The following is a 23,392-nucleotide window of genomic DNA, read 5'->3' as shown; positions in this document are numbered from 1 at the left end:
CTCGCGGCGGCGTCGGTCACGGTCGTCCTCCTTGCTCGGCGGTGGCGGCGGGCAGTCCGATCGCGGTGCCGAGCCGGTCGAGGTGGTGGTCGGTGCCGGCGGTCGCGGCCACGAGCGCCCACGCCCGCTTGGCGTACAGGTGCAGGTCGTACTCGATCGTGTAGCCGATCGCGCCGTGGCACTGCAGTGCGGCGCGGGCGGTCCGTTCGGCGGCGTCGGCGGCGAGCAGGTAGCCGGCCGAGACATCGGCCGGGCGGCTGTCGGCACCGGTGGCGGCCGCCCAGCCGGCGGCGAGCACCGCCGGGGCGGCGAGTTCCAGCCCGAGCAGGGCGTCGGCGAGCTGGTGCTGGACCGCCTGGAAGCTGCCGACCGGGGCGCCGAACTGGCGGCGGGTGCCGACATGCGCGACGGTGAGGTCGAGCATCCGGCGGCCGAGCCCGACCAGCTGGGCCGAGGCGGCCAGGGTGGCCCGGTCGGCGGTCAGCGCCAGCAGGTCGGCCGGCACGTCGAGCCGGATACCGACGGACGGCCCGACGGCGGGCTCGCCGGTGAGCCGCAGCGCGGCCCGGCTGCCGTCCATGGTCGGCACCGGCGTGGTCGCGACCTCGTCCGGCCGGACCAGTCGGGGTCCGTCCGGCGGCGTCAGGAGCAGCAGCAGGTCGGCCCGCCGCCCGTACGGGACGAGACCGCCCGGCCCGACGACGGCGATCCGGCAGCGACCCTCGACGAGCGCGGCGAGCTGCCCGCCGGGGTCGCCGGCGGCGGCCAGCAGCGGTCCGGCGACGACGGCGGTCTCGGCCACCGGCAACGGCACCGCCGCGTACCCAGCGGCGGTGAGCAACGGCACCAGGTCCACCTCGGTCAGCCCGAGGCCACCGGCGGACTCGGGCACCGCCGCGGCGAGCACGCCCATCTCGGCGAGCGCGGTCCAGAGCCGGTCCAGCGGGGCCGGGTCTCCACCGGGCCAGGCGGCGCGGACCGCCGACGGTGGGCATTCGGCGGCGAGCAGGTCGTCGACCGCGTCGCGGAGCGTCGCCTGCTCGTCGGTGAGGGCGAACCGCATTCCGTCTCCTCCTCAGCGTCGGGGCAGGCCGAGCAGCCGCTCGGCGACGATGCCGCGTTGGATCTCGTTGGTGCCGGCGTAGATCGGGCCGGCCAGGGAGAACTGGAAGCCACGGGTCCACTCGGTGTCGACCTCGGCGTCCGGGCCGAGCAGTTCGAGGGCGGTACGGTGCAGCGCGATGTCCAGCTCGGACCAGTGGATCTTGTTGAGACTGGCTGCCGCACCCGGCGGATCGCCGTCGAGCATCCGGGTCACCTGGGCCAGGGTGAACAGGTGGTAGGCACGGGCACCGAGCCAGGCGCGGACCACCTGCTCACGCAGCCGGCCGGTGAGCCGGACCGGCCGGTCGCCGGCCAGCTCGACCAGCCGGGCGGCGGCCGCGGTGAACCGGCCCGGCGGGCGCAGGGTGAGGCCACGTTCGGAGCCGGTGGTGGCCATCGCCACCCGCCAGCCGGCCCCGACCTCGCCGACCACGTCGGCGTCCGGTACGAACACGTCGTCGAAGTGGACGTCGGCGAACCCCTCGTCGCCGTCGAACCGGCCGAATCCCCGCACGGTCACCCCGGGGGCGTCCAGCGGCACCAGGAAGTAGGTCAGGCCCCGGTGCCGCTGCTGCTGCGGGTCGGTCCGGAACAGGCCGAACAGGTGGGTGCAGTACGCGCCCCGGGTGGTCCATGTCTTGTGCCCGGTCAGCCGCCACCCGCCGGCCGCGTCGTCGCGGACCGCCCGGCTGGTCAACGCGGCCAGGTCGCTGCCGGCACCCGGCTCGGACCAGCCCTGGCACCACAGCTGCTCGGCGGCGGCCATCGCCGGGAGGATCCGGTCCCGCTGCTCGTCGGTGCCGAACTCGAACAGCGTCGGGGCGAGCAGGAAGATGCCGTTCTGGGTGACCCGCTGCGGTGCGCCGGCGGCGGCGTACTCCTCCTCGAAGATCAGCCACTGCCAGAGGGAGGCGTCCCGGCCGCCGTAGCGGCGGGGCCAGGAGACCACCGACCAGCCGCCGTCGTGCAGTGTGCGCTCCCACTCCAGGTGGGCGGCGAACCCGGCGCGGGTGTCGCCGGAGGGCAGCGGGCGGGACGGCCGGTGGGCGCGCAGCCAGTCGCGGGCCTCGGCGCGGAACTGTTCGTCGGCGGGGTCCGGACGTAGATCCATCGGTCAGCCCTCCCGGCCCGGGTCGCCAGCCCGGCCAGCACCGTGTTGCCGTGCCGGCCCGGGGGCGGCCTGGTCGCCGAAGCCGTCCCGGACCCGGTGGGCGACACCGGACAGGTTCAACTCGAAGGTGAAGCCCTGCTCGTAGCGGTAGCTGCGTTTGACGTCCCACGGGTCGATGCCGTTGAGCGACTCCTTGGCCGCCCGGATCACCGCCGGGTCCTTGGCGGCGATCTGCCGGGCGACCGCCAGGGCGGCGGCCCGTAGTTCGGCGGCGGGGACCACGCGCAGCACCGAGCCGTAGGCGTGCAGTTCGGCGGCGGTGGCGGTGGCGGAGGTGTAGAGCATCGCCCGGGCCCGGTGCTGCGGGACCAGCCGGGACAGGTGGGTGGCGGCGCCGAGCGCGCCCCGGTCCACCTCGGGCAGTCCGAACGTGGCGTCGTCGCTGGCCACGATGATGTCGGCGTTGCCGACCAGGCCGATGCCGCCGCCGAGACAGAAGCCGTGGACGGCGGCGACGACCGGTACCGGGCAGTCGTAGACGGCGGCGAACGCCGCGAAGCAGCCCCGGTTGGCGCCGATCAGCGCGTCGTTGCCGGGGTCAGCCTGGATCTGCTTGATGTCGACGCCGGCGTTGAAGCCGCGGCCCTGCGCCCGCAGTACCACGGCCCGGGTGGCCGGGTCGGCACCGGCGGCGGTGACCGCCTCGGCGAGGCGGTACCAGCCGGCGACCGGCAGGGCGTTGACCGGCGGCCGGTCGACCACGATCTCGGCCACTCCGTCGGCGCCGGTGGTCGCGACGACCATCGTACTGTCCGCTGTGGATGTCATGGTCGGTTCCTCACGGGTGTTGGCTGCTGACCGAGAGCACCTCGCCCACCAGGTACGAGGCGTAGTCGCTGGCCAGGAAGACGATCGCGTTGGCCACCTCCCAGGGTTCGGCGGCCCGGCCGAACGCCTCCCGGTCGGCCAGCGTGGCCAGCAGTGCGTCGTCGGTGACCTTGGCCAGGTTGGCGTGCATGGCGAGGCTCGGCGCGACCGCGTTCACCCGGACCCCGGCCTCGGCGGCCTCGACGGCGCTGCACCGGGTCAGCGCCATCACCCCGGCCTTGGCGGCGGCGTAGTGCGCCTGGCCCTGCTGCGCCCGCCAGCCGAGCACGGAGGCGTTGTTGACGATCACGCCGCTGCCGCGCGGCATCATGTGCCGCAGCGCCGCACGGGTGCATCGGAAGGTGCCGGTGAGGGTGACGTCCAGCACCCGGTGCCACTGCTCGTCGGTCATCTCGGTGATCCGGGCGGTGCCGCCCAGCCCGGCGTTGTTGACCAGCACGTCGAGCTGGCCGTAGCCGGCGACGACCTGGTCGATCATTGCCTGCACCTGCGACTCGACGGTGACGTCGCAGACGATCGTGAGAGGTTCGGCACCGGTCGCGGCGGCGAGCTCGGCGGCGGTCGTCCGGAGGCGCGCTTCGTGCCGGTCGCTGATCGCCACCCGGGCACCTTCCTCGGCGCAGCGCCGGGCGGTCGCCGCGCCGATGCCGGTGCCGGCCGCAGCGGTGACCAGCACGGTCCGGCCGGCGAGCAGCCCATGGCCGGCCGGTGGGGCGGGCGGGCGCGGCCCGGCGGGGGTGGCGCGCCCGGCCTGCGGTTCAGCGGTCGCCATCGGGTCTTCCCTCCTGCAGGGTGTCCAGCACCGCCGTCGCCTCGGCGACGATCCGGTCGATCAGCTCGGCGCAGCTGGGCAGGTCGTCGATCAGCCCGGTGACCTGTCCGGTCGCCATCACGCCGAGGTCGACGCGCCCGTCGACCATCGCGGCGCGCAGCAGCATCGGGGTGTTCGCGGCGAGCAGCACCTGGCCCCAGGTCAGTTCCCGGTTGCGGCGCATCGCCCGGCCCTCGGCGAGCAGGTGCCGCCACGGGGTACCGGTGAGCCGCCGGAACCGGGCGGCGCTGCTGGCCGACCGGACCAGCCGACGAAGCGGTCCGGCGCGTTCCAGCCGGTCGATGAAGTCGGTCCGCAACACCCGCTGCGGTACGCCGTCGAGCGCCCGGGTGACCACGGTGCCGTCCAGCCCGGCATCGAGGTAGCGCCGCAGCACCTGGGGATCGACGGTGCTGTCGCTGGTGAGCAGGAACCGGGTGCCCATCGCCACCCCGGCGGCGCCGTAGGCGAGGGCGGCGACCAGACCCCGGCCGTCGAAGAACCCGCCGGCGCCGATCACCGGGATGTCGACGGCGTCGACCACCTGCGGCAGCAGCAGACTGGTCGGGACGGCACCGGTGTGGCCGCCGCCCTCGGCGCCCTGCACGACGACCGCGTCGGCGCCCCAGGCGGCCACCTTCTCGGCGTGCCGACGGGCACCGACCGACGGCACCACCAGCACGCCGGCCTGCTTGAGCCGGGCGATCAGCTCCGGTTTCGGGGCCAGGGCGAACGAGGCGACCCGGACGTTTTCCCGGATCAGCAGATCGATTCGCTGCGCGGCGTCGGCGGCGTCGGCCCGCACGTTCACCCCGAACGGCCGCATCGTGTTCCGCCGGATCTCGGCTATCGCCGCAGCCAGGTCGGGCAGGTCGAGGGTGGCACCGGCGAGGATGCCCAACCCGCCGGCCTCGGCGGTGGCCGCGACCAGCCGGGGGCCGGAGACGAAGCCCATGCCGGTCTGAACGATCGGGTAGCGCACCCCGAACAGCTCGCAGATCGGGGTGCGCAGCGCCGGGTGGACCGGGGTCGGCGGCGGGCCGGCGGCCGGCCGCGCCGGGTGGTCGGTCAACGCCGTACCTCCGTGTCGCGGTGGCCGGCCGGGTCGATGACGGTACGGATGAGGGTCAGCTCCTGCGCCGTCGGCTGCCGGGTCTGCGGTACGTCCTCGCCGATCAGCAGGTCGAACCCGGTCGCCTCGCGGATCTGGTCGACGCTGACTCCGGGGTGTGTCGACACCAGCCGCATCCGGTGGTCCGGACCGGCGAAGTCGAAGACCCCGAGATCGCTCACCACCCGGCGCAGCTGGTGGAAGCGCGACGCGGACGGCCCGGCCGCCGCCGCCCGGTCGTAGCCGACGCCGCAGACCAGGTCGACCTGTGCGACGAAGGTCCGGCGGCTGTGCCGGGGCACCCAGTAGCTGCACGGGTGGCTGACCGTGTTGCCGGGTGCGCCCCGTACTCCGAGCAGGGCCACCTTCGGCCGGTGGAAGTCACCGATCGCCGAGATGTTCACGTTGCCGTACCGGTCGATCTGGCCCGGCCCCATCATGACGTGCCGGCGGCCGGACCAGATCAGTTCGAAGATCTGCCGGAACGGCAACGCCCCCTCGGTCTGCGCCGGGGATCCGCCGACCGGCCAGGTGCCGACGCCGAGGGCGGCTTCGCCGTCGGTGAGCAGCAGTTCCGGGGAGAAGGTGGCCCGGGCCAGCCGGGCGCCGATCGTCGGGACCAGCCCGATCGGGCTGGCCAGGATCTCGCCGTCGCCACGCCATGCCTCGGCGCAGGCGACGACGCACACCTCGGCGCGCGTCGGCGGGGTGCCGGTCACCGGATCACCTCCATCTGCGGGCCCCGGGCGGCGACGGCCTGCTGGTAGCCGGCCTCGTCGGTGTCGAGGTAGCGCTGGCGGAACGCGGCCCACCGGTCGGTGCCGGCCGCGTCGGCGTACTCGCGTTGGAACCGCTCGTCACGGGGGTAGTCCGGGTCGCACGAGGTGAAGTGGGCACCGTTGGTGGCCGGAACCACCCCGCGGACCTGGTGGCGGCGGATTAGTACCGAGGCGGCCGGGGTGAGCTGCGCGGCCGGCACGATCTGCTCGCAGGAGACGTACGCGCGGTCGGCGGCCGCGCAGTACAGGTCGTCGAAGTACGGGTCGGGGCCCAGGCAGAGGGCGTTGCCGTGGATGTCGGCCCGGTGCAGGTGGACCAGGGCGGCGTCGAGCCGCAGCGCCGGGACGGCGAGCAGTTCCTCGTCGTCGTAGGGCGACCGCACGGTCCGCAGGGCCGGGTTGATGCGCATCAGGTCGGAGCCGAGTCCGACCCGGGTGGGCAGGAACGGCAGGCGGCAGGCCGCGGCGTACAGGCCGAGGTAGAGCATGCCCTCGTCGTACTCGACGGCCTCGACGGCACCTGCCTGGCGGGCGGCCCGGAAGTGCGGCTCCAGCGGGATCGAGTCGAGCGAGACGAAGCCGTACACCAGGCGACGGACCTTGCCGGCGGCGAGCAGCAGGCCGACGTCGGGGCCGCCGTAGGTGACGACGGTCAGGTCCTCGAGGTCCGACCGAAGAATCGCCCGGACCAGGGACATCGGCTTGCGGCGCGAACCCCAGCCGCCGATGCCGATGGTCATGCCGGAGCGCAGCTCGCCGACGACCTGCTCGGCGGTCATCCGTTTGTCGGTCATCGCCACCTACTCGATCCTTGCTGGTCACGGGTTCGGGTACGCCGGAACCGACGCCTTCGCAATGTACCAAGCGCTTGATTGGTTAGCCAGCCCGGGTTCAGCTCGCCCGCTCGATCACCATCGCCATCCCCTGTCCTCCGGCCGCGCACATGGTGACCAGCCCGAACTGCCGGTCGCGCTCGCGCAGCGCCCGGATCAGACTGGTGGTGATCCGGGCACCGGTCATCCCGAACGGATGGCCCAACGCGATCGCCCCACCGTTGACGTTCACCCGGTCGAGGTCGAGGCCGAGCAGCCGCACACAGGGCAGCACCTGGGCAGCGAAGGCTTCGTTGATCTCCACCAGGTCGATGTCGTCGATGCTCAGCCCGGCATGGCGCAACGCCTGCCGTGTCGCCTCCACCGGGCCGAGCCCCATGATCTCCGGGCTGAGCGCGGAGACCCCGGTGGCCACGATCCGGGCCAGCGGGGTGACACCCAACTCGGCGGCACGGGCGGCACTCGTCACCACCAACGCGGCGGCACCGTCGTTGAGCGGACAGCAGTTTCCGGCGGTCACCGTGCCGTCCGGGCGGAACACCGGATCGAGCGCGGCCACCGACGTCAGCCGGACGCCGGGACGTGGGCTGTCGTCACGGTCGACGACCGTGCCGTCGGGCAACGTCACCGGGGTGATGTCGCGGGCGTAGAGCCCGTCGGCGATCGCCTTCTCCGCCAGATTCTGGCTGCGCACCGCGAACTCGTCCTGGTCGGCCCGGCTCACCCCGTACCGCTGGGCGACGTTCTCGGCAGTCTCCCCCATCGCGACGTACGGGTCCGGCGGCGACCCGGACTCGCGTGGGTCCTGCCACGGCCCACCGTCGCCGGCGGCGCGCGCCGCGCTGCGGGCACCAGCGGCGGCGTAGCGCGGATTACGGGTGCCCGGCAAATTGTCCGATTTACCGGCGTCGTACCGGGAGACCATCTCCACCCCGGCGGAGATGAAGACGTCGCCCTCCCCGGCCCGGATCGCGTGGAAGGCCATCCGGGTGGTCTGCACCGACGAGGCGCAGTACCGGTGGACGGTGGTGCCGGGGGTGTCGTCCAGACCCAGCCCGACGGCGACCATGCGGGCCAGGTTGTGGCCGTGTTCACCGGCCGGCTGGGCACACCCGAGCAGGACGTCCTGCACCTGCGCCGGATCCAGGGCGGGCACCTGCGCCAACGCGGCCCGGGTGATCTCCACGGCGAGGTCGTCGGGGCGCAGCGTGACGAGCGAGCCCTTGCGCGCCCGACCGATCGGCGAGCGGGCGGCGGCGACGATCACGGCCTGCGTGGTGGCGGAGTCTCGGGGCGACATGGCGGGCAGCGTACCCTAACAAGCGCTTGGTACGCCATGGCCGCAGCCGACCAGCAGCCCGGCCGCTGGCCGTCGTTCTGCTGAACAGAAACGCCGGTCGACTCAGATTCTTCTGGACAGAAGCGGGGTTAGCGTCGGGCAACCTCGGCCGGCCCCGCGTCCGCAGACCGGCCCGGCCCACACCCACCAGGAGGCACGTTGACGGCCAGCGACGGGCAGACCGACGAGTTCATCGTGGTCGGTGGCGGCATCGGCGGGCTCGGCACCGCACTCGCCCTGGCCCGCACCGGACGGCAGGTCCGGGTGTTGGAACGGGCCGCCGCCTTCGGCGAGGTCGGTGCCGGCATCCAGCTCGCCCCCAACGCCACCCGGCTGCTGCGCGAGTGGGGCCTGCTCGACCGGTTGATCGCCGCCGGGCTCGCGCCCCGACACCTGGTGCTCGCCGACGCCCGCACCGGCCGGGAACTGAACCGGCTCGACCTCACCGGGCCGTTCACCGAGCGCTACCTGGCCCCGTACGTCGTCGCGCACCGCCGCGACCTGCTCGACCTGTTGCTCGCCGGGGCAGCCGAGGCCGGCGCGGTGCTCGAACCCGGCCGTGAGGTGACCGCGATCCGACCGGGCCCGGACGCCGTCGAGATCGACTGCGCCGGCGGGCAGCGCCACCGGGCCCGGGCGGTCGTCGCCGCCGACGGCCTGCACTCCCGGTTCCGTGCCCTGGTCAGCGCCGACGAGCCGGAATGCAGCGGCTACGTCGCCTACCGGGGGGCCATCCCGATCGAGCAGGCCAGCCGGACCGCCGACCTGTCCGACGTGGTCGCCTTCATCGGCCCCGGCCTGCACTTCGTGCAGTACGCCCTGCGCGGCGGCAGGTACTACAACCAGGTCGCGGTGTTCCGCAGCGAGCGGCACCGGCAGGGTGACCCCGACTGGGGCGGCCCGGCCGAGCTGCAGGAGGCGTTCTCCCGGGCCTGCCCGCACGTGCGGACCGCCGTCCAGGCGATCCGGACCGACCAGCGGTGGCCGATGTACGACCGGACACCGATCGACAACTGGGTGCACGGCGGCCGGGTCACCCTGCTCGGCGACGCCGCCCACCCGATGCTGCAGTACCTGGCCCAGGGTGCCTGCCAGGCGCTGGAGGACGCCGCCGCGCTCGCCGCCGCCGTCACCCGGCACCTGCCCGCCGGGCCGATCGGAGCCGACGCGCCGGTCCACCTCGCACTGCGGGAGTTCGTCGGCGAACGCGCACCCCGCACCGCCCGGGTACAGCGCAACGCCCGGACCTGGGGCGACATCTGGCACGCCGACGGCGTCGCCGCCGCGCTACGCGACGACGCGCTGACCCATCGTGGACCGACCGACTACCGGTCAACCGACTGGCTCTTCGGCCACACCGCCGCCCAGCGCGGCTCCTCCCCCACCGCGAACCACACCGCGAGCCCCGCTGCGAGCCCCGCCGCGAGCCCCGCCGCGAGCCCCGCCGCACGCGCCAGCGCCGCCACGGCGGCGGACGCGCCGACCGCCGCCCCGACGACGAGCCGAGACGAGGCGCGATGATTCCCGACCCCGGACACGACTGGCGACTGCTGATCGACGGGCAGTTCGTCCGTGCCGGCGACGGCGGGACGACCCCGACCCGGTCACCAGCCACCGGCGCGGTGCTCGGCCGGGCACCCGCCGCCACCGTCGCCGACGTCGACCGGGCCGTACGGGCCGGGCACGCCGCGCAGCCACAATGGGCGGCCACCCCGCCCCGGCAGCGGGCCGCCGTGCTGCGGGCGATGGCCGACGTACTGCGCGCGCACCGCGCCGAACTCGGTCACCTCGACGCGGCCGACGGCGGTAACCCCGTCACCGCGATGACCGCCGACGTCGACCTCGCCGCCGAACTGCTGGAGCGCTTCGCGGACTGGGCCGATCAGTTGGGTGGCCGGACCCTGCCCGGCGGCGAGGACCACCTGCACTACACCACCCGACGGCCGTACGGCGTGGTCGCCCGGATCGTGCCGTACAACCATCCGGTCATGTTCGCCGCCTCCCGGGTCGCGGCGCCGCTGCTGGCCGGCAACGCCGTGGTGCTCAAGGCCCCCGACCAGACACCGCTGTCCGCGTTGCGCTTCGGCGAACTGGTCGCCGACCTGCTGCCGGCCGGGGTGCTGGCGGTGCTCACCGGCGACGGCGCCACCGTCGGACCGGCACTGGTCGGCCACCCGCTGGTGCGGCGGATCGCGTTCACCGGTAGCACCGGCACCGGCCAGGCGGTGCTGCGCACCGCTGCCGCGCACGGCGTCAAACAGGTGTCGCTGGAGCTGGGCGGCAAGAACCCGATGGTGATCCTGGCCGACGCCGACGTGGCCGCCGCCAGCGCCGGCGCGGTCGCCGGGATGAACTTCCACTGGACCGGCGGGCAGTCGTGCGGCTCCACCTCCCGACTGCTGGTGCACCGATCACTCGTCGACGAGGTGGTCGAGCGGGTGGTGGCCGGCACCCGCGCCGTACAGGTCGGGGATCCACTCGACCCGGAAACCGAGATGGGCACCATGGTCTCCGCCGCCCACCGGGACCGGATCGCCGGATTCCTGCGGCAGGGCCGTGACGCCGGGCTGACCCTGGCCACCGGCGGCGGTCTGCCGCCCGGTCCCGGCGCGTACGTCGAACCCACCGTCTTCGTCGACGTGCCGCCGGACAGCCCGTTGGCCCGCGAGGAGATCTTCGGGCCGGTGCTCTGCGTCACCCCGTTCGACGACGAGCGGGAGGCACTGCGGATGGTCAACGACTCCCCGTACGGACTGACCGCCAGCGTGTGGACCGGCGACGTCGGTCGGGCGCACCGCTGGGCCCGGGCGGTCGACGCCGGCTACGTGTGGATCAACACCGCGTCCCGGCACTTCGCCGGCCTGCCGTTCGGCGGGGTCAAGGACTCCGGCCTCGGCAGCGAGGAGAGCGTCGAGGAACTGCACTCGTTCACCCAGCCAAAGTCGGTCACCGTCCACCTGGGGCCGACGAACGATCCACGAGGAGGCGACCGTGGCGACCACTGACCACCCGGCCGACACCTACGACGGCATCATCATCGGGGCGGGCCAGCACGGCCTGATCCTCGGCACCTACCTGGCCCGGGCCGGATTGCGGGTACTCCTGGTCGAGCGACGGCTGCGCCACGGCGGTGGGCTGAGCACCGAGGAGCGGACCCTGCCCGGCTTCCAGCACAACCTGCACTCGATCAACCACTTCAGCGTCACCTCGACGCCGTGGTTCCGCGACCTGGGGCTGTCCGCCCGGGTGCGCTACCTGACCCCACGGTACGAGTTCGCCCAACCGCACCGCGACGGCAGCGCACTGGTCTTCTCCCGCGACCTGGACGAGACGCTGGCCAGCATCGGCCGGTTCAGCAAGGCCGACGCCGACACGTTCCGGGAGTGGAACGCCAAGGCGGAGGAGATGACCCAGCGGATCTTCCTGCGCGAGCGGTTCAGTGAGCCACTGAGCCCGGACGACCGCGACGAGCTGCTCGGCCGTACCGCGTTGGGCCGTGACTTCCTGGAGCTGACCCGGCGGCAACCCGGCGAGGTGGTCGAGGAGCTGTTCACCGACGAACGGGTCAAGGTGCTGTTCCTGTTCAAGTTGTCGCTGTTCGGCACGGTGCTGCACGAGACGCTCGGCACGCACAGCCCGCTCGGCTCACTGATCCGCGCCTTCGACCTGACCACCGGCTACGAGCTGTGCGCCGGCGGCAGCTGGAACCTGGCCCGCGGGCTGATGGAGGAGTTCATCGCCGCCGGTGGACACTTCGTGAACCAGGCGCACGTCGAGCGGATCGTCGTCGAGGGCGGCCGGGCCACCGGTATCGAGCTCGCCGACGGGCGCTCGATGCGGGCCCGGCAGTTCGTCGCCAGCACCCTGGACCTGCACCAGACCCTGGAGACGTTGATCGGCCGCGACCAGCTGCCCGCCGACCACCTGGCCCGGCTGGACACGTTCCACTACACCGGCTGGACGCTGTTCGGCCTGCACCTGGCTCTCGACGAGGCCCCGGCGTACACCTCGGCGGCCTTCGACCCGCACGTGAACGGGGCGCTGAAGTACAACATCGGTTCGGAGACCATCGCCAGCCTGATGGCCGCACACGACGACGTGGACAACGGTCGGGTGCCAACCAACGTCCAGTTCGGCGCCGGGGCGCTGAGCGTGCTCGACCCGAGCCAGGCACCGCCGGGCAAACACACCGCGTACGCCTGGCACGTGGTCCCGTGGGCACCCGACGGCGACCACGAGAACCTGCGCCGCGTGCAGGGTGACATGGCCGCATCGATCATGGACAGGTGGCGGGAGTACGCGCCCAACCTGACCGACGCCACCGTGCTGGGCTCGTACACCTACACCGCGTACGAGTACGCGCAGGAACTGATCAACATGCGGCACGGCGACATCTTCATGGGGGCACTCAGTGCCGATCAGGTGCTGCACAACCACTTCGGCTACCGCACCCCGCTGCCGAACCTCTACCTGGCCGGCTCGGCCTGCCACCCCAACGGGGCGATCAGCGGCGGCGCCGGGTACATCGCCGCCGGGGTGATCGCCCGCGACCTGGGCATCGAGCCGTGGTGGCAGCCGATGGACGCCCGTACCGAACTGTCCCGGCTCGGCGATGGCTGACCGGCTGGCCGGCCGGGTGGCCATCGTCACCGGCGGCGGACAGGGGCTCGGTCGGGCCTTCGCGCACCGGCTGGCCGCCGACGGCGCGCGCGTCGTGGTGGCCGACCGCAACACCGAGGCGGCCACCGCCGTCGCCGCCGAGATCGGTGCCGACGCGCTCGCCGTCGAGGTCGACGTGGCCGACCCGGACAGCGTCGCAGCGATGGTCCGGCGCGGCACCGACGTGTTCGGCGGAATCGACGTCCTGGTCAACAACGCGGCGATCTTCTCCACCCTGGCGATGCGCCCGTTCGACCAGATCGACCCGGCCGAGTGGGACCTGGTGATGGCGGTCAACGTGCGCGGACCGTTCCTGTGTACCCGGGCGGTCGCGCCGGTGATGCGGCGGGCCGGCTACGGCAAGGTGGTCAACATCTCGTCGGCCACGGTGTGGATCGGCCGACCGCACTACCTGCACTACGTCACCTCGAAGGCGGCGCTGATCGGGATGACCCGGGCGCTGGCCACCGAGCTGGGCCCGGCCGGCGTACGGGTCAACGCGATCACCCCCGGCGCCACCCGGACCGAGATCCCACGGGCCACCGTCACCCCGGAGCAGGAGGCGGCGATCGTCGCCGGCCAGGCGATCAAGCAGCGGCAGGTGCCGGCCGATCTGGTCGGCGTCGTCGCCTTCCTGGCCGGGCCGGACAGCGATTTCATCACCGGGCAGACGGTCAACGTCGACGGCGGTGCGGCATTCCACTGAGGAGTACGCGAATCGGTACGAGGATCGGAGGCACCATGGCATACCGGCTGCCGATCAGCCTGGCCTGCTGGGACTACGACCGCACCCGGGCGCTGCGGGAGGGCACCGTCCGGCCCGCCGGCGTGGACCTGACCTATCTGCCGCTGCCGCCGGAGGAGACCTTCTTCCGGATGCTGCGCTGGCAGGAGTTCGACGTCGCGGAGATGTCCCTGTCGTCGTACGTGCTGTCGCTGTTCGCCGACGAGCCGCCGTTCGTGGCGATCCCGGTCTTCCCGTCGCGGGTGTTCCGGCACGGTTCGATCTACCTGGCACCGTCGTCGACGGTCCGCGACCCGGCCGAGCTGGCCGGCCGTACCGTCGGAATCCCGGAGTACCAGATGACCGCCGCCGTGTGGATCCGCGGCGTTCTGGCCGAACACCATGGGCTGCCGGTGGACGGGGTCAGGTACCGCACCGGCGGCCTGCACCACGCCGGCCGGCAGGAGAAGCTGCGCCTGGACCTGCCAGAGCGGTTCGACGTGACGCCGATCAGGTCCGACGAGACCCTCGACGGGCTGTTGCGCACCGGCGCGATCGACGCCCTGTACACCGCGCGGGCACCTCGCTCCTTCGATCCGGCGGGCGGCCCGGACCGGGTCCGTCGGCTGTTCCCCGACCCGGCTGCCGCCGAACGGGCGTACCTGCGGGCCACCGGGATCTTCCCGATCATGCACACCGTGGTGCTGCGCCGCGACGTCTACCAGCGGCACCGGTGGCTGGCCCGGGCGCTGCTGGACGCCTTCGCGGAGGCGAGGGACCGGGTATACGCCGAGCTACGGGAGGTGACCGCATTGAAGATCAGCCTGCCGTGGGTGGTCCCGGCCGCGGAGGAGGCGGCGGCGCTGCTGGGGCACGACTTCTGGCCGTACGGCGTCGAGCCCAACCACGGGGTGCTGGAGACCTTCCTGCGGTACTCGCACGAACAGGGACTTGCCCGGCGGCTGCTGGAGCCGACGGAACTGTTCGCCCCGGAGACCCTCGCCGACACACTGGTCTGAGCCCGCCGCCGCGCCGTCGAACCGCCCTGGACCCGGCCGGCTCCGGACACGGCTGCTCAGGAGACGGCGCGGCGCTGCAGCAGCGCCCGTAGGGCAGGCTCCTCCACCGGCCGGGACAAGCCGAAGCCCTGACCGAACTCGCACCCCATCGCGGTCAACTCGCTACGTTGGTCGTCGTTCTCGATGCCCTCGGCCACCGTGCTCAACCGCAGCCCGTGACTCATCGCCATGATCGCCCGGACCACCGGCAGGCAGGTCGGGTCCTCGGCACCGATCCGGGCCACGAACATCTTGTCGATCTTCAGCTCGTCGATCGGGTACCGGTGCAGGTGGCCGAGGGAGCTGAAACCCGTACCGAAGTCGTCGAGGGCGATCCGGACGCCGAGGCGGCGCAGCGCGGACAGCTGCGACTCGATCGCGTCGTGCTCGGTGGCCAGGACGCTCTCGGTCATCTCCAGGGTCAGCGTCGTCGGCGGCAGGCCGGAGCGTTCCAGCGCGGCCAGCACGTCGGCGACCACGTCGCCCAGCATGAACTGGCGGACGCTGACATTGACGTTGATCTGCAGCGCCCGGCCGGTGAGCCGTTGCCAACCGGCTCCGCTGACGCACGCCTGGCTCAGGATCCAGCGACCAAGCGGCACGATCAGTCCACTGGCCTCGACCAACGGGATGAACTGGTCCGGTCGCACGACGCCCCGCTGTGGGTGGCGCCACCGGACCAGTGCCTCCACCCCACGCACGGCACCGTCGGCCAACGCGTGGATCGGCTGGTAGTTGAGGACGAACTCGCGCCGCGACAGCGCGTCCTGCGCCTCCATCTGCAGCCGGATCCGGTCGACCGCGTGCTGGTGCAGTTCGGAGCGGTAGCGTACCCGCCGGGTCCGCGCCGATCCCTTGGCGATCTGCAGCGCGATGTCTGCCTCGCGCATCAGTCGGTCGACGTCGGCGGCGCTGTCGACACTGACCGCGATGCCGACCCGGGCCGAGACGAGTCGCAGCTCGCCGGCGACCTGGATCGGCCGGTCGAAGACCGCGAGCAGGTCGTCGGCGATCTGCTCGGTGTCGCGCGCGGCTGCCCGGTCGGCCGTCAGCAGTACGGCGAACTCGTCACCGCCGAGGCTGGCGAGCAGGTCGGTCCCGGCCAGCCGCGCCGTCAGCAGTCGCGCGACCTCGACCAGCAGGGCGTCCCCGGCATGGTGGCCGAGCGCGTCGTTGACCACCTTGAACGAGTCGATGTCGAGCAGCAGCAACGCGACGTCGCTGCCCGCGCCGAGCGCCGTGGTCACCCGCTCCCGGAGCAGGGCCCGGTTGGCCAACCCGGTCAACGGATCGTGGTACGCCTGGTGGCGCAGCCGCTCGGTGAGCAGCACCCGCTCGGTGACGTCCCGTACGGCGAACGACAGCCCCCGTACGTTCGGATCGTGCAGCAGGTTCTGCCCGCTGATCTCGACCGTGGTCGGCGGGTCGGCCCCCGGGCCGGGAACCCGGCACTGCAGGGTGGCGGCGGCACCGGGCTCGGCGAGCAGCCGGGTCAGCCACGCGTCGGCGGCCGGCCGGTCCGGCGCGACGATCCAGGACAGCAGCCGGTCACCGGGCAGGCCGGCGGGCAGGCCGAAGACGTCGGCCGCCGCCGGGCTCAGGTAACTGACCGTGGTGTCCCGGTCGGTCAGCACGATCACGTCGCGCGAGGACCGGACGACCGCCTCGAACCGGGCCGCCGTACCGGCCTCGTACCGCCGCACCGCCATCAGCACCAGGCGCAACGCCAACGACGACAGCAGCAGGCCCGGACCGTACTGGGCCAACTGCACGTCGGCTGGCGAGCCACCGGCGGCGAGCACCCCCGTGGTCATCGCCGTGAGGGTGAACAGGACCGACAGCAGCGCCCCGGGAAGTCCACCGTAGAGTGCCCGCAGGGCGGTGCCCACGAACAGCACTCCGCCGGCCGGCAGCGCCCCGACCGACCAGATCACCACACCGACGGCGACAGCGGCGAGCAGGTCGTGGCCGATGGTCGGCCGTTCCCGCCGGTACAGCCGTACGGCGAGCACCGCCAGCACGACGACGGCGATCAGCACCGGCCACGACCGTCCAGCGGGCACCACCGGTGCGGCCGCCCACTGCGCGACGATGATCACCAGGCAGACGAGCAGGAAGGCCAGGAACGCTCGGCGTACCACCGGCAGCAGCGGCTGATCCGCCCCGACCCTCATCCAGGATCGCAGCGCGGTCAGCCACTGCCGGTGGCGTCCAGGGGCCATGCCGCCAGACTACGACGCGGGATCATGGACCCGCTGGCCGACACTCCAGCGTTCGGTGTCCCTGGTGGACTGTTCGGTCGATGTCGCGAGGCCCGTCCCGGGTGATACCGGTCGACTTCGTCACAGCAGATTGGACCGGTGGAATCCACCGTCGACCGGGATCATCGCCCCGGACAGATAGGACGAGTCCTCCGCGCACAGGAAGGCGATGGCCGCGGCGAACTCGTCGTACCCGCCGACCCGGCCCAGGTGGACCGCCCGGTCGAGATGCCGCTGGCGGTCCGGGGTCCGGTTCGGAAAGGGTGCGTTGCCCACGACGATCCCGTTCGAGGAGACGCCCCGGGGCCCGTACTCCTTGGCGATCGAGGCGACCAGCGCGCTCATCCCGGCCTTGGCGGCGGCGTACGCCGCGCCGTTGACCTGACCGTTGGTACCGGAGATCGAGCCGACGCCGACGATGTGCCCCCTACCGGTGGCGAGCATCCCCGGCAGCACGGCCCGGGCGCAGAGGAAGGCCGAGGTGAGGTTCAGCGCGAGAAAGCCGGACCAGTCGTCGAGGCTGGCGTCGGCGACCGCCGCCCAGGCCGCGCCGGGCAGCGCGCCACCGGCGTTGTTGACCAGGATGTCGACCGGGCCGTACCGGTCGGCGACCTCGGCCACCAGGTCGTTCACCTGCTCGGCCGAGGTGACGTCGGCCCGGCCGGCGACGGCGTGGCCGGCCAGTCCGTCGGCCGCCGCCAGCGTCCCGGTGATGCCGTCAGGGTTGATGTCGTTGACGACCACCGTCGCTGACTCGGCGGCGAGCCGCAGCGCGGTGGCCCGGCCGATCCCCCGGCCCGCACCGGTGACCAGAGCGACCTTCCCCGAGAACCTTCCGGGCATCGGGTCAGCCTTTCTGAAACAGGGGGTTGCGGGCGTTTTCGCTGATCACGACCATGGTGGCGAAGCGCCAGCCGACGTCGGGCTCCCGGCGCATGCCGAACAGGTAGGCACCTTCGTGCTCACCTCGGCGAAACTGCGGGCCGTCGCCGCTGGTCGCGACCAGGCTGTAGACGGCGGCGACCGACGCGGTCCGACCGTCGTCGGCGACCCGGATCACCGGAGGGTGGATGAGGTGACGCAGTTCGTAGGTGTTGATCACGTCGGCGGACGGTGGCCCGTCGGCGTCGCCGGAGCGGGGCAGGACCGGGCGGAAGTACAGCTCGCGCAGCTTCTCCTTGCCCTTGACGGTCTCGTTCAGGGTGCCGCGCAGCTGCCGTTCGAAGTCCTCGGTGTAGTACTCCAGCAGGTCGTCCCATCGACGGCGGTCGCACAGCCAGCCGTAGAGCATCACCAGGTCGGCGATCCGACGGTGGTCCTCGGCGAGGGCCACCCGCTGCTCGACCGTGTCCGGCGTGCGCTCGGGCAGTTGGACCACCGCGATCAGTTCGTCCAGTTCGTCGTCAGTCATCGGGTCTCCACGTTTCAGGCAGGTAACGGGGGCTCGCTCAAAGTACCAAGCGCTTGTTAGGCTGGCAACGTGCGATCCGATGAACCGGCTCCGTTGCTCGCCGTCGAGAACCTCGCCACGAGCTTCTCGACGCCGCGCGGTGTGCTGCGTGCCGTCGACGGAATCTCCTTCACCCTCGCGCCCAGCGAGGCACTCGGCGTCGTCGGCGAATCCGGATCCGGCAAGTCGGTACTGGTCCGGACCGTCATGAACATCCTGCCCCGGCAGGCGCAGGTCGCGGCGGACAGTCGGATCCTGTTCGAGGGCCACGAGGTACGCGACCGTCGGGGCGCGGCCGCCCGGCACTTCTGGGGCGCCGAGGTCGCCATGGTGTTCCAGGACCCGATGACCTCGCTCAACCCGGTCCGCACCATCGGCCGGCAACTCACCGACCCGATGCGTCACCATCTCGGGCTCAACCGACGGGCCGCCGCCGCCCGCGCCGCCGAACTGCTCGCCGAGGTCGGCATCAACGAACCGACTCGACGGTTGACCCAGTACCCGCACGAACTCTCCGGCGGCATGCGGCAACGGGTCATGATCGCGATAGCTCTCTCCTGCTCCCCCAAGCTGCTCATCGCCGACGAGCCCACGACCGCGCTCGACGTGACGGTGCAGAAGGAGATCCTCGACCTGCTCGCCCGACTGCGCGCCGAACTGCGGATGGCGATGATCCTGATCAGTCACGACCTGACCGTGGTCTCCGGCCGCACCGACCGGACCATGGTGATGTACGCCGGCCGGGTGGCTGAGATCGGTCCCACCGAGGAACTGTTCCGACACACCCGGCACCCGTACACCGCCGCGCTGCTGCGCTCCACCCCTCGGATCGACCAGCCGAGCCACACCCCGCTGGAGGTCATCGCCGGCACCGCCCCCGACCTGGTGCACCCACCACCCGGCTGCCGGTTCGCCCCCCGCTGCCGGCATGCCCGGCCCCGGTGCCAGCAGGAGGACCCACGTCTGGTCGACGACCCCGGGCACCGGTACGCCTGCTTCTACCCGGTCGGCACCGGGGCTGGCGACCGGGCCTTCGCCGAGAACCTCGCCGCCGGCCGGACCGGCGCCGGACTGGATCTCGCCACGGTCACCGGTGACCGGTCCGCCCTCGACGAGGCGGTGAGCTGATGGCCGGCACCGGCAAGGCGCATCTGCGTGACATCGACGACGTGGTGCTGCGGGTCGAGGACCTGACCGTGGAGTTCCCCGCCGGCCGGGGCCGTACCGTCCAGGCGGTCTCCGGAATCAGCCTCGACGCCCGGGTCCGGGAGACCGTCGGCCTGGTCGGCGAGTCGGGCTGTGGAAAGTCCACCACCGGTCGGGCGATCCTGCAACTGCCGCCACCGACGGGCGGATCGGTCCGCTTCGACGGCACCGAGCTGACCGCGCTGCGCGGCGAGCGGCTGCGCCGCACCCGTACCCGACTGCAGATGATCTTCCAGGACCCGATCTCGTCGCTCAACCCACGCCGTACCGTCCGGGACATCGTCGCCGAAGGTCTGCGGATCTGGCACCGCGACGGCGGTGCCGCCGCCCGGCGGCGGGTCGACGAGGTACTCGACGCCGTCGGGCTGGACCCCCGGCTGGTCGGCGACCGGCGACCACACGAACTGTCCGGTGGGCAGTGCCAGCGGGTCTGCATCGCGCGTGCCCTGGTGCTGGAACCGGCTGTGCTGCTCTGCGACGAACCGGTCAGCGCGCTGGACGTCTCGGTCCAGGCACAGATCCTCAACCTCCTGGAGGAGATGAAACACCGGTACGGCCTGACCCTGCTGTTCGTCGCCCACGACCTGGCGGTGGTCAAGCGGGTCAGCGACCGGATCGTGGTGATGTACCTGGGCAAGATCTGCGAGGTCGCCGCGCCGGACGCGCTGTTCGCCCGGCCCGCCCACCCGTACACGGCGCTGCTGCTGCGCTCGATCCCGGAGCTCGACGACGGCTCCCCGGCACCGGAGCGCACCAGTGGTGAACTGCCGTCGGCGCTCGATCCGCCGAGCGGCTGCCGGTTCCGCACCCGGTGCCCGCGCGCGGCGGACGTCTGTGCCCGTACCGAGCCGCAGTTGCGCCGGACCGGCCCGGACCAGTACGTCGCCTGCCACTTCCCGCAGGACGCGCCGGCCGACGGACCCACCGCCGGCCGGTCGCGGCCGTGACGGGCAGGTCAGTCCGCGGCCGCCGGCGCGACCAGCAGTTCGTCGCGGCGCATCCAGTCCAGCAGGTGTTCCCGACGGCTGATCAGCCAGCGGCCGTCGACCCGGACCAGTTCGTCGAGGTAGCGCAGACCCCGGGTACGCATCCGGGGGCCGGTGGCCGGCCGGTCGATCAGGTGGGCCTGGGCATAGGTCCGTGCCACCGCGCGGTCGCCGGTCACCTCGGCGTAGTGGTTGCCGATGAAGTGCATCGACGCCCGCAGGTCGACGATCTCCAGCGGGAAGCGTACCGGCGAGCGGCCGGTGAAGAACGCCATGATCTGTTCGATCCCACCGGCCACCCGCACCCCCTCGTAGATCCCCTCCACGTCGTCGGTGAAGCAGCCGCGCAGCCGGTCCCAGTCCCGGCTGTCGATCGCCATGAAGTACCGGTTCACCACATCGGCGATGGCCAGCCGGTCGGCGGTGTGTGTGTCCATGACCCGATCTCCCGTCCCTGCAGTGGTGCCGCCGTGGTGGCGGCGCCCCGTCGAAAGGTGGGCACGATGCCCGGATACGCCGATGACCGTGCGGCCATCGTCGAATTGCTGAACCGGTACGCCCAGTGCTGCGACCGGCGTGAGTTCGAGGCGGTCGGCGACTGCTTCACCGACGACGCCCGGGCGGAGTACTCCGGTCGACGGCTGGAGCCAGGAGTGCGCCACATCGTCGCGCACATGGCGCCGCTGGCTCGACTGGCCGCCAGCCAGCACGTGGTCGGCTCGGCCACCGTCGAGGTCGACGGCGACTCGGCGGTCGCCAGCTCGTACACGGTGGCCCATCTGGTGCGCCCGGTCACCGACGGCCACGAGGTGGTGCACCGGGGACTGCACTACGCCGACCGGCTGGTCCGCACCGACAACGGCTGGCGGATCCGCGAACGGGTACACCAGGTGCTCTGGAGCACCAGCTCGCCGACCGTCTGGCCGGTACCCCGATTCACCACGGCCGCTCAGCCGGCCGACTGACCTGTCGTCGCGGGCTGGTCCGGGTGGGTCCGGCTTCGCCGGGCTCACCCGGACGCCGTCAGGTCGTCGAAGGCGTCCCCGAGGCGGTCGACGGCGCTCACCAGACGCGCCGGATCCAGCATGCTGAACGACAGGCGCAGGTGCCGGGGAAAGGCGTCGGTCAGGGAGAACTCGCTGCCCGGCACCACCGACACGGCGCGGCGCATCGCCGCGCGGGCCAGCTCCAGCGCGTCGGGCCCCGCCGCCGGCAGGCCGGCCCAGACGAACATCCCGCCGTCCGGCATCGGGGTGACCAGCCGGCCGGCCAGCCGACCTGCCACCGCGCCGGTCAGTGCCTCGGCCCGACGGCGGTACAGCCCCCGCAGCCCGGCCAGGTGACCGGCGAACCAGTCCGGGTCGGCCAGCAACTCGACGAGCAGCCGTTGGCTCAACGCGGCCGAGTTCAGGTCGGTCGCCTGCTTGGCGACCGTCAGCGTGCGGTGCAGCCACCGGGGCGCGGCCAGGTAGCCGACCCGCAGGCCGGGTGCCACCAGCTTCGAGAAACTGCCGAGGTAGACCACCTGCTCGGCGTCGTCGGCGGCGATCGGTGGCAGCTGCGTGCCGGCGAAGCGCAGCTGACCGTACGGGTCGTCCTCGACGATGAGGAAGCCGTACCGGGCGGCGAGAGCCGCCAGTCGGACGCGCCGCCGCGTGGTCAGGGTACGTCCGCTCGGGTTGGAGAAGTTCGGCACCAGATAGCACAGTTTCGGCCGCAGTCCGGTCCGCAGCAGCCTGGCCAGTTCCTCGGTGTCCATCCCGTCGCCGTCGACCGGCACCTCGACGATCCTCGGCTGGTATCCGGCCAGCGCCCGCAGCGCACCGACGTAGGCCGGCGACTCGACCACCGCCACGTCGCCGGGGTCCAGCAGTACCTTGGCGATCAGGTCGAGGGCCTGCTGCGAACCGGTGGTGACCAGCAGCCGCCCGGCCGGTTCGGGCAGCCGCAACCGCCCGGCCAGGTCGGCGCCGACCAGGTCGAGCAGGTCCGGGTCGCCGTCGGTGGCCGAGTACTGCAGGGCGGTGGTGGCCGCGCCGGTCAGCACCCGCTCGGCCGCCCGGGCGAGCGCCTGCGCCGGGAACGCCTCGGCGGGCGGCAACCCGCCGCCGAGCGAGAGCAGCTCGGGCCCGGACGCGGCGTCCGCGTGCGGCGCGGCCGCTGCCGCGACCAGCTCCCGTAGCTTCGACGGGCGCATCCCGACGGTACGGGCGGCGAGCTCGGGACGGGTGGTCAACTCATGGTCCATCCGCCGTTGGCCCGGATCAGCTGCCCGGTGACGAACCGGGCGGCGTCGGAGACCAGGTAGAGGACCAGCAGCGCCTGGTCCTGCGGGTCGCCGACCATGTTCAACGGTGACCGGGCCGCCATGCCGGCCAGCCACTGGCGCTTGCGCTCGGCGTCGACGGTGCCGTCCGGATCGGTGAAGTTGCGGGCGCTGAAGTTGGTCAGGGTGGCACCGGGCGCGATCGCGTTGACCCGGATGCCCTTCGGTCCGAGCTCCAGGGCGAGGGTGCGGGTCATCCCGACGACGGCGAGCTTGCCGAGATGGTAGAGCCCATAGCCGGCGGCGGGCAGGTCGGCGGCAGTCGACGAGATGTTCACGATGGCTCCGTGGCCCTGGCGGGTCATCACCGTCGCGGCGGCCTGGCAGCCGTACAGCACGCCCTTGAGGCTGATCGCGAACTCGGCGTCGAGGTCCGCACCGGTGACCTCGGTCAGCTCGCGGACCGGGGACGGCACGCCGGCGATGTTGCACTGCACGTCGAGGCCGCCGTACCGGCCGACGGCGGCGGCGGCCAGCTCGTCCAGGTCGGCCCGCCGGGTGACGTCGGTGTGCTGGAAGCTGGCCCGCCCGCCGGCGTCGGTGATGGCGGCGACGGTCGCCGCGCCACGCTCGGCGTCGAGATCGGCGACCACCACGGCGGCACCGACCCGGGCCAGGGTCTGGGCGACCGCCTGCCCGATTCCGCTGCCGGCGCCGGTGACCGCGGCGACGCGGCCGTCCAGCCGGAACGCCGACTCGTCCATCCGCATGACGTACCTCCTGCTGCTCGGGTCGAGGGTGTCGAG

22 protein-coding genes are annotated in these 23,392 nt (G+C 72.8%); 8 read left to right on the top strand and 14 right to left on the bottom strand.

All coding sequences use genetic code 11. From position 1 onward, the window contains the following. Window positions 1–16: 16 nt before the first annotated feature. The 8 genes from O7608_RS19000 to O7608_RS18965 form a co-directional block, all read right to left on the bottom strand. Window positions 17–1,063 (bottom strand): acyl-CoA dehydrogenase family protein, encoded by a 1,047-nt coding sequence (locus O7608_RS19000; protein WP_289205871.1) that lies wholly within the window; start codon window positions 1,061–1,063, stop codon window positions 17–19. 12 nt (window positions 1,064–1,075) lie between these two features. Further along, the gene (locus tag O7608_RS18995; protein ID WP_289205870.1) at window positions 1,076–2,215 is read right to left on the bottom strand and encodes an acyl-CoA dehydrogenase family protein; all 1,140 of its coding nucleotides are present in this window, start codon (window positions 2,213–2,215) and stop codon (window positions 1,076–1,078) included. Between the two features lie 3 nt (window positions 2,216–2,218). Then, window positions 2,219–3,043, bottom strand: coding sequence for an enoyl-CoA hydratase family protein (locus O7608_RS18990; RefSeq protein ID WP_289205869.1), 825 nt, complete (start codon window positions 3,041–3,043; stop codon window positions 2,219–2,221). Between the two features lie 10 nt (window positions 3,044–3,053). Beyond that, window positions 3,054–3,875, bottom strand: coding sequence for an SDR family oxidoreductase (locus tag O7608_RS18985; protein ID WP_289205868.1), 822 nt, complete (start codon window positions 3,873–3,875; stop codon window positions 3,054–3,056). Beyond that, window positions 3,862–4,986, bottom strand: a complete 1,125-nt coding sequence (locus O7608_RS18980; protein ID WP_289205867.1) for an NAD(P)H-dependent flavin oxidoreductase — start codon at window positions 4,984–4,986, stop codon at window positions 3,862–3,864. The genes O7608_RS18985 and O7608_RS18980 overlap by 14 nt, the downstream gene beginning before the upstream one ends. Continuing rightward, window positions 4,983–5,744: a CoA-transferase subunit beta gene (locus tag O7608_RS18975; RefSeq protein WP_289205866.1), complete on the bottom strand. Its 762-nt coding sequence runs from the start codon at window positions 5,742–5,744 to the stop codon at window positions 4,983–4,985. The genes O7608_RS18980 and O7608_RS18975 overlap by 4 nt, the downstream gene beginning before the upstream one ends. Beyond that, window positions 5,741–6,598 (bottom strand): CoA transferase subunit A, encoded by an 858-nt coding sequence (locus tag O7608_RS18970; protein ID WP_289210948.1) that lies wholly within the window; start codon window positions 6,596–6,598, stop codon window positions 5,741–5,743. Before O7608_RS18970 ends, O7608_RS18975 begins: the two co-directional genes overlap by 4 nt. A 97-nt stretch (window positions 6,599–6,695) precedes the next feature. Continuing rightward, on the bottom strand, window positions 6,696–7,946 hold the full coding sequence (locus tag O7608_RS18965; protein ID WP_502959220.1) for an acetyl-CoA C-acetyltransferase: 1,251 nt from the start codon (window positions 7,944–7,946) through the stop codon (window positions 6,696–6,698). Window positions 7,947–8,135: 189 nt separating this feature from the next. Here O7608_RS18965 and O7608_RS18960 point away from each other — a divergent pair, with 189 nt between their 5' ends. Genes O7608_RS18960 through O7608_RS18940 form a run of 5 tightly spaced genes read left to right on the top strand, consistent with a single transcriptional unit; the run spans window position 8,136 to window position 14,378 of the window. Beyond that, window positions 8,136–9,497: an FAD-dependent monooxygenase gene (locus O7608_RS18960; protein ID WP_289205864.1), complete on the top strand. Its 1,362-nt coding sequence runs from the start codon at window positions 8,136–8,138 to the stop codon at window positions 9,495–9,497. Continuing rightward, window positions 9,494–10,981, top strand: a complete 1,488-nt coding sequence (locus O7608_RS18955) for an aldehyde dehydrogenase family protein (RefSeq protein ID WP_289205863.1) — start codon at window positions 9,494–9,496, stop codon at window positions 10,979–10,981. Before O7608_RS18960 ends, O7608_RS18955 begins: the two co-directional genes overlap by 4 nt. Beyond that, on the top strand, window positions 10,968–12,596 hold the full coding sequence (locus O7608_RS18950; RefSeq protein WP_289205862.1) for a phytoene desaturase family protein: 1,629 nt from the start codon (window positions 10,968–10,970) through the stop codon (window positions 12,594–12,596). The genes O7608_RS18955 and O7608_RS18950 overlap by 14 nt, the downstream gene beginning before the upstream one ends. Then, window positions 12,589–13,341 carry an SDR family NAD(P)-dependent oxidoreductase gene (locus tag O7608_RS18945; RefSeq protein ID WP_289205861.1) on the top strand — a complete coding sequence of 251 codons (753 nt, stop codon included), beginning with the start codon at window positions 12,589–12,591 and terminating at the stop codon, window positions 13,339–13,341. The genes O7608_RS18950 and O7608_RS18945 overlap by 8 nt, the downstream gene beginning before the upstream one ends. Before the next feature lie 35 nt (window positions 13,342–13,376). Then, window positions 13,377–14,378: a substrate-binding domain-containing protein gene (locus O7608_RS18940; protein ID WP_289205860.1), complete on the top strand. Its 1,002-nt coding sequence runs from the start codon at window positions 13,377–13,379 to the stop codon at window positions 14,376–14,378. 56 nt (window positions 14,379–14,434) lie between these two features. Here O7608_RS18940 and O7608_RS18935 read toward each other — a convergent pair whose 3' ends face one another. The 3 genes from O7608_RS18935 to O7608_RS18925 form a co-directional block, all read right to left on the bottom strand. After that, window positions 14,435–16,639: a putative bifunctional diguanylate cyclase/phosphodiesterase gene (locus O7608_RS18935; RefSeq protein ID WP_289205859.1), complete on the bottom strand. Its 2,205-nt coding sequence runs from the start codon at window positions 16,637–16,639 to the stop codon at window positions 14,435–14,437. Between the two features lie 120 nt (window positions 16,640–16,759). Continuing rightward, window positions 16,760–17,521, bottom strand: a complete 762-nt coding sequence (locus O7608_RS18930; protein WP_289205858.1) for an SDR family NAD(P)-dependent oxidoreductase — start codon at window positions 17,519–17,521, stop codon at window positions 16,760–16,762. Window positions 17,522–17,525: 4 nt separating this feature from the next. Then, window positions 17,526–18,089, bottom strand: coding sequence for a nuclear transport factor 2 family protein (locus tag O7608_RS18925; protein WP_289205857.1), 564 nt, complete (start codon window positions 18,087–18,089; stop codon window positions 17,526–17,528). 69 nt (window positions 18,090–18,158) lie between these two features. On the opposite strand from O7608_RS18925, the gene O7608_RS18920 reads away from it, so the two are divergent. Both O7608_RS18920 and O7608_RS18915 read left to right on the top strand, forming a co-directional pair. Continuing rightward, complete coding sequence (locus O7608_RS18920) at window positions 18,159–19,256, top strand: ABC transporter ATP-binding protein (protein WP_289205856.1); 1,098 nt, start codon at window positions 18,159–18,161, stop codon at window positions 19,254–19,256. Next, complete coding sequence (locus O7608_RS18915) at window positions 19,256–20,281, top strand: ABC transporter ATP-binding protein (protein ID WP_289205855.1); 1,026 nt, start codon at window positions 19,256–19,258, stop codon at window positions 20,279–20,281. The genes O7608_RS18920 and O7608_RS18915 overlap by 1 nt, the downstream gene beginning before the upstream one ends. Window positions 20,282–20,289: 8 nt before the next feature. On the opposite strand, the gene O7608_RS18910 is transcribed toward O7608_RS18915, so the two are convergent. Then, window positions 20,290–20,757, bottom strand: a complete 468-nt coding sequence (locus O7608_RS18910; protein WP_289205854.1) for a nuclear transport factor 2 family protein — start codon at window positions 20,755–20,757, stop codon at window positions 20,290–20,292. Window positions 20,758–20,823: 66 nt separating this feature from the next. On the opposite strand from O7608_RS18910, the gene O7608_RS18905 reads away from it, so the two are divergent. Then, window positions 20,824–21,285, top strand: coding sequence for a nuclear transport factor 2 family protein (locus tag O7608_RS18905; RefSeq protein ID WP_289205853.1), 462 nt, complete (start codon window positions 20,824–20,826; stop codon window positions 21,283–21,285). A gap of 44 nt (window positions 21,286–21,329) precedes the next feature. On the opposite strand, the gene O7608_RS18900 is transcribed toward O7608_RS18905, so the two are convergent. Both O7608_RS18900 and O7608_RS18895 read right to left on the bottom strand, forming a co-directional pair. Further along, entirely contained in the window at window positions 21,330–22,556 is a 1,227-nt protein-coding gene (locus O7608_RS18900) for an aminotransferase-like domain-containing protein (protein ID WP_289205852.1), read from the bottom strand. After that, complete coding sequence (locus O7608_RS18895; protein ID WP_289205851.1) at window positions 22,553–23,356, bottom strand: SDR family NAD(P)-dependent oxidoreductase; 804 nt, start codon at window positions 23,354–23,356, stop codon at window positions 22,553–22,555. The genes O7608_RS18900 and O7608_RS18895 overlap by 4 nt, the downstream gene beginning before the upstream one ends. Between the last annotated feature and the right edge of the window lie 36 nt (window positions 23,357–23,392).

Origin of the sequence: Solwaraspora sp. WMMA2056 (genome assembly GCF_030345095.1) — a bacterium.
In the GTDB taxonomy this organism is placed as follows: domain Bacteria; phylum Actinomycetota; class Actinomycetes; order Mycobacteriales; family Micromonosporaceae; genus Micromonospora_E.
This window is presented reverse-complemented; position numbering and strand designations above follow the sequence as displayed.

Excerpts from the sequence above, each read along its gene's own strand:
- O7608_RS19000 (WP_289205871.1), bottom strand. The coding sequence starts at position 1,063 with ATGCGGTTCGCCCTCACCGACGAGCAGGCGACGCTCCGCGACGCGGTC.
- O7608_RS18995 (WP_289205870.1), bottom strand. The coding sequence starts at position 2,215 with ATGGATCTACGTCCGGACCCCGCCGACGAACAGTTCCGCGCCGAGGCC.
- O7608_RS18990 (WP_289205869.1), bottom strand. The coding sequence starts at position 3,043 with ATGACATCCACAGCGGACAGTACGATGGTCGTCGCGACCACCGGCGCC.
- O7608_RS18985 (WP_289205868.1), bottom strand. The coding sequence starts at position 3,875 with ATGGCGACCGCTGAACCGCAGGCCGGGCGCGCCACCCCCGCCGGGCCG.
- O7608_RS18970 (WP_289210948.1), bottom strand. The coding sequence starts at position 6,598 with ATGACCGACAAACGGATGACCGCCGAGCAGGTCGTCGGCGAGCTGCGC.
- O7608_RS18955 (WP_289205863.1), top strand. The coding sequence starts at position 9,494 with ATGATTCCCGACCCCGGACACGACTGGCGACTGCTGATCGACGGGCAG.
- O7608_RS18945 (WP_289205861.1), top strand. The coding sequence starts at position 12,589 with ATGGCTGACCGGCTGGCCGGCCGGGTGGCCATCGTCACCGGCGGCGGA.
- O7608_RS18940 (WP_289205860.1), top strand. The coding sequence starts at position 13,377 with ATGGCATACCGGCTGCCGATCAGCCTGGCCTGCTGGGACTACGACCGC.
- O7608_RS18935 (WP_289205859.1), bottom strand. The coding sequence starts at position 16,639 with ATGGCCCCTGGACGCCACCGGCAGTGGCTGACCGCGCTGCGATCCTGG.
- O7608_RS18930 (WP_289205858.1), bottom strand. The coding sequence starts at position 17,521 with ATGCCCGGAAGGTTCTCGGGGAAGGTCGCTCTGGTCACCGGTGCGGGC.
- O7608_RS18925 (WP_289205857.1), bottom strand. The coding sequence starts at position 18,089 with ATGACTGACGACGAACTGGACGAACTGATCGCGGTGGTCCAACTGCCC.
- O7608_RS18915 (WP_289205855.1), top strand. The coding sequence starts at position 19,256 with ATGGCCGGCACCGGCAAGGCGCATCTGCGTGACATCGACGACGTGGTG.
- O7608_RS18910 (WP_289205854.1), bottom strand. The coding sequence starts at position 20,757 with ATGGACACACACACCGCCGACCGGCTGGCCATCGCCGATGTGGTGAAC.
- O7608_RS18905 (WP_289205853.1), top strand. The coding sequence starts at position 20,824 with ATGCCCGGATACGCCGATGACCGTGCGGCCATCGTCGAATTGCTGAAC.
- O7608_RS18895 (WP_289205851.1), bottom strand. The coding sequence starts at position 23,356 with ATGCGGATGGACGAGTCGGCGTTCCGGCTGGACGGCCGCGTCGCCGCG.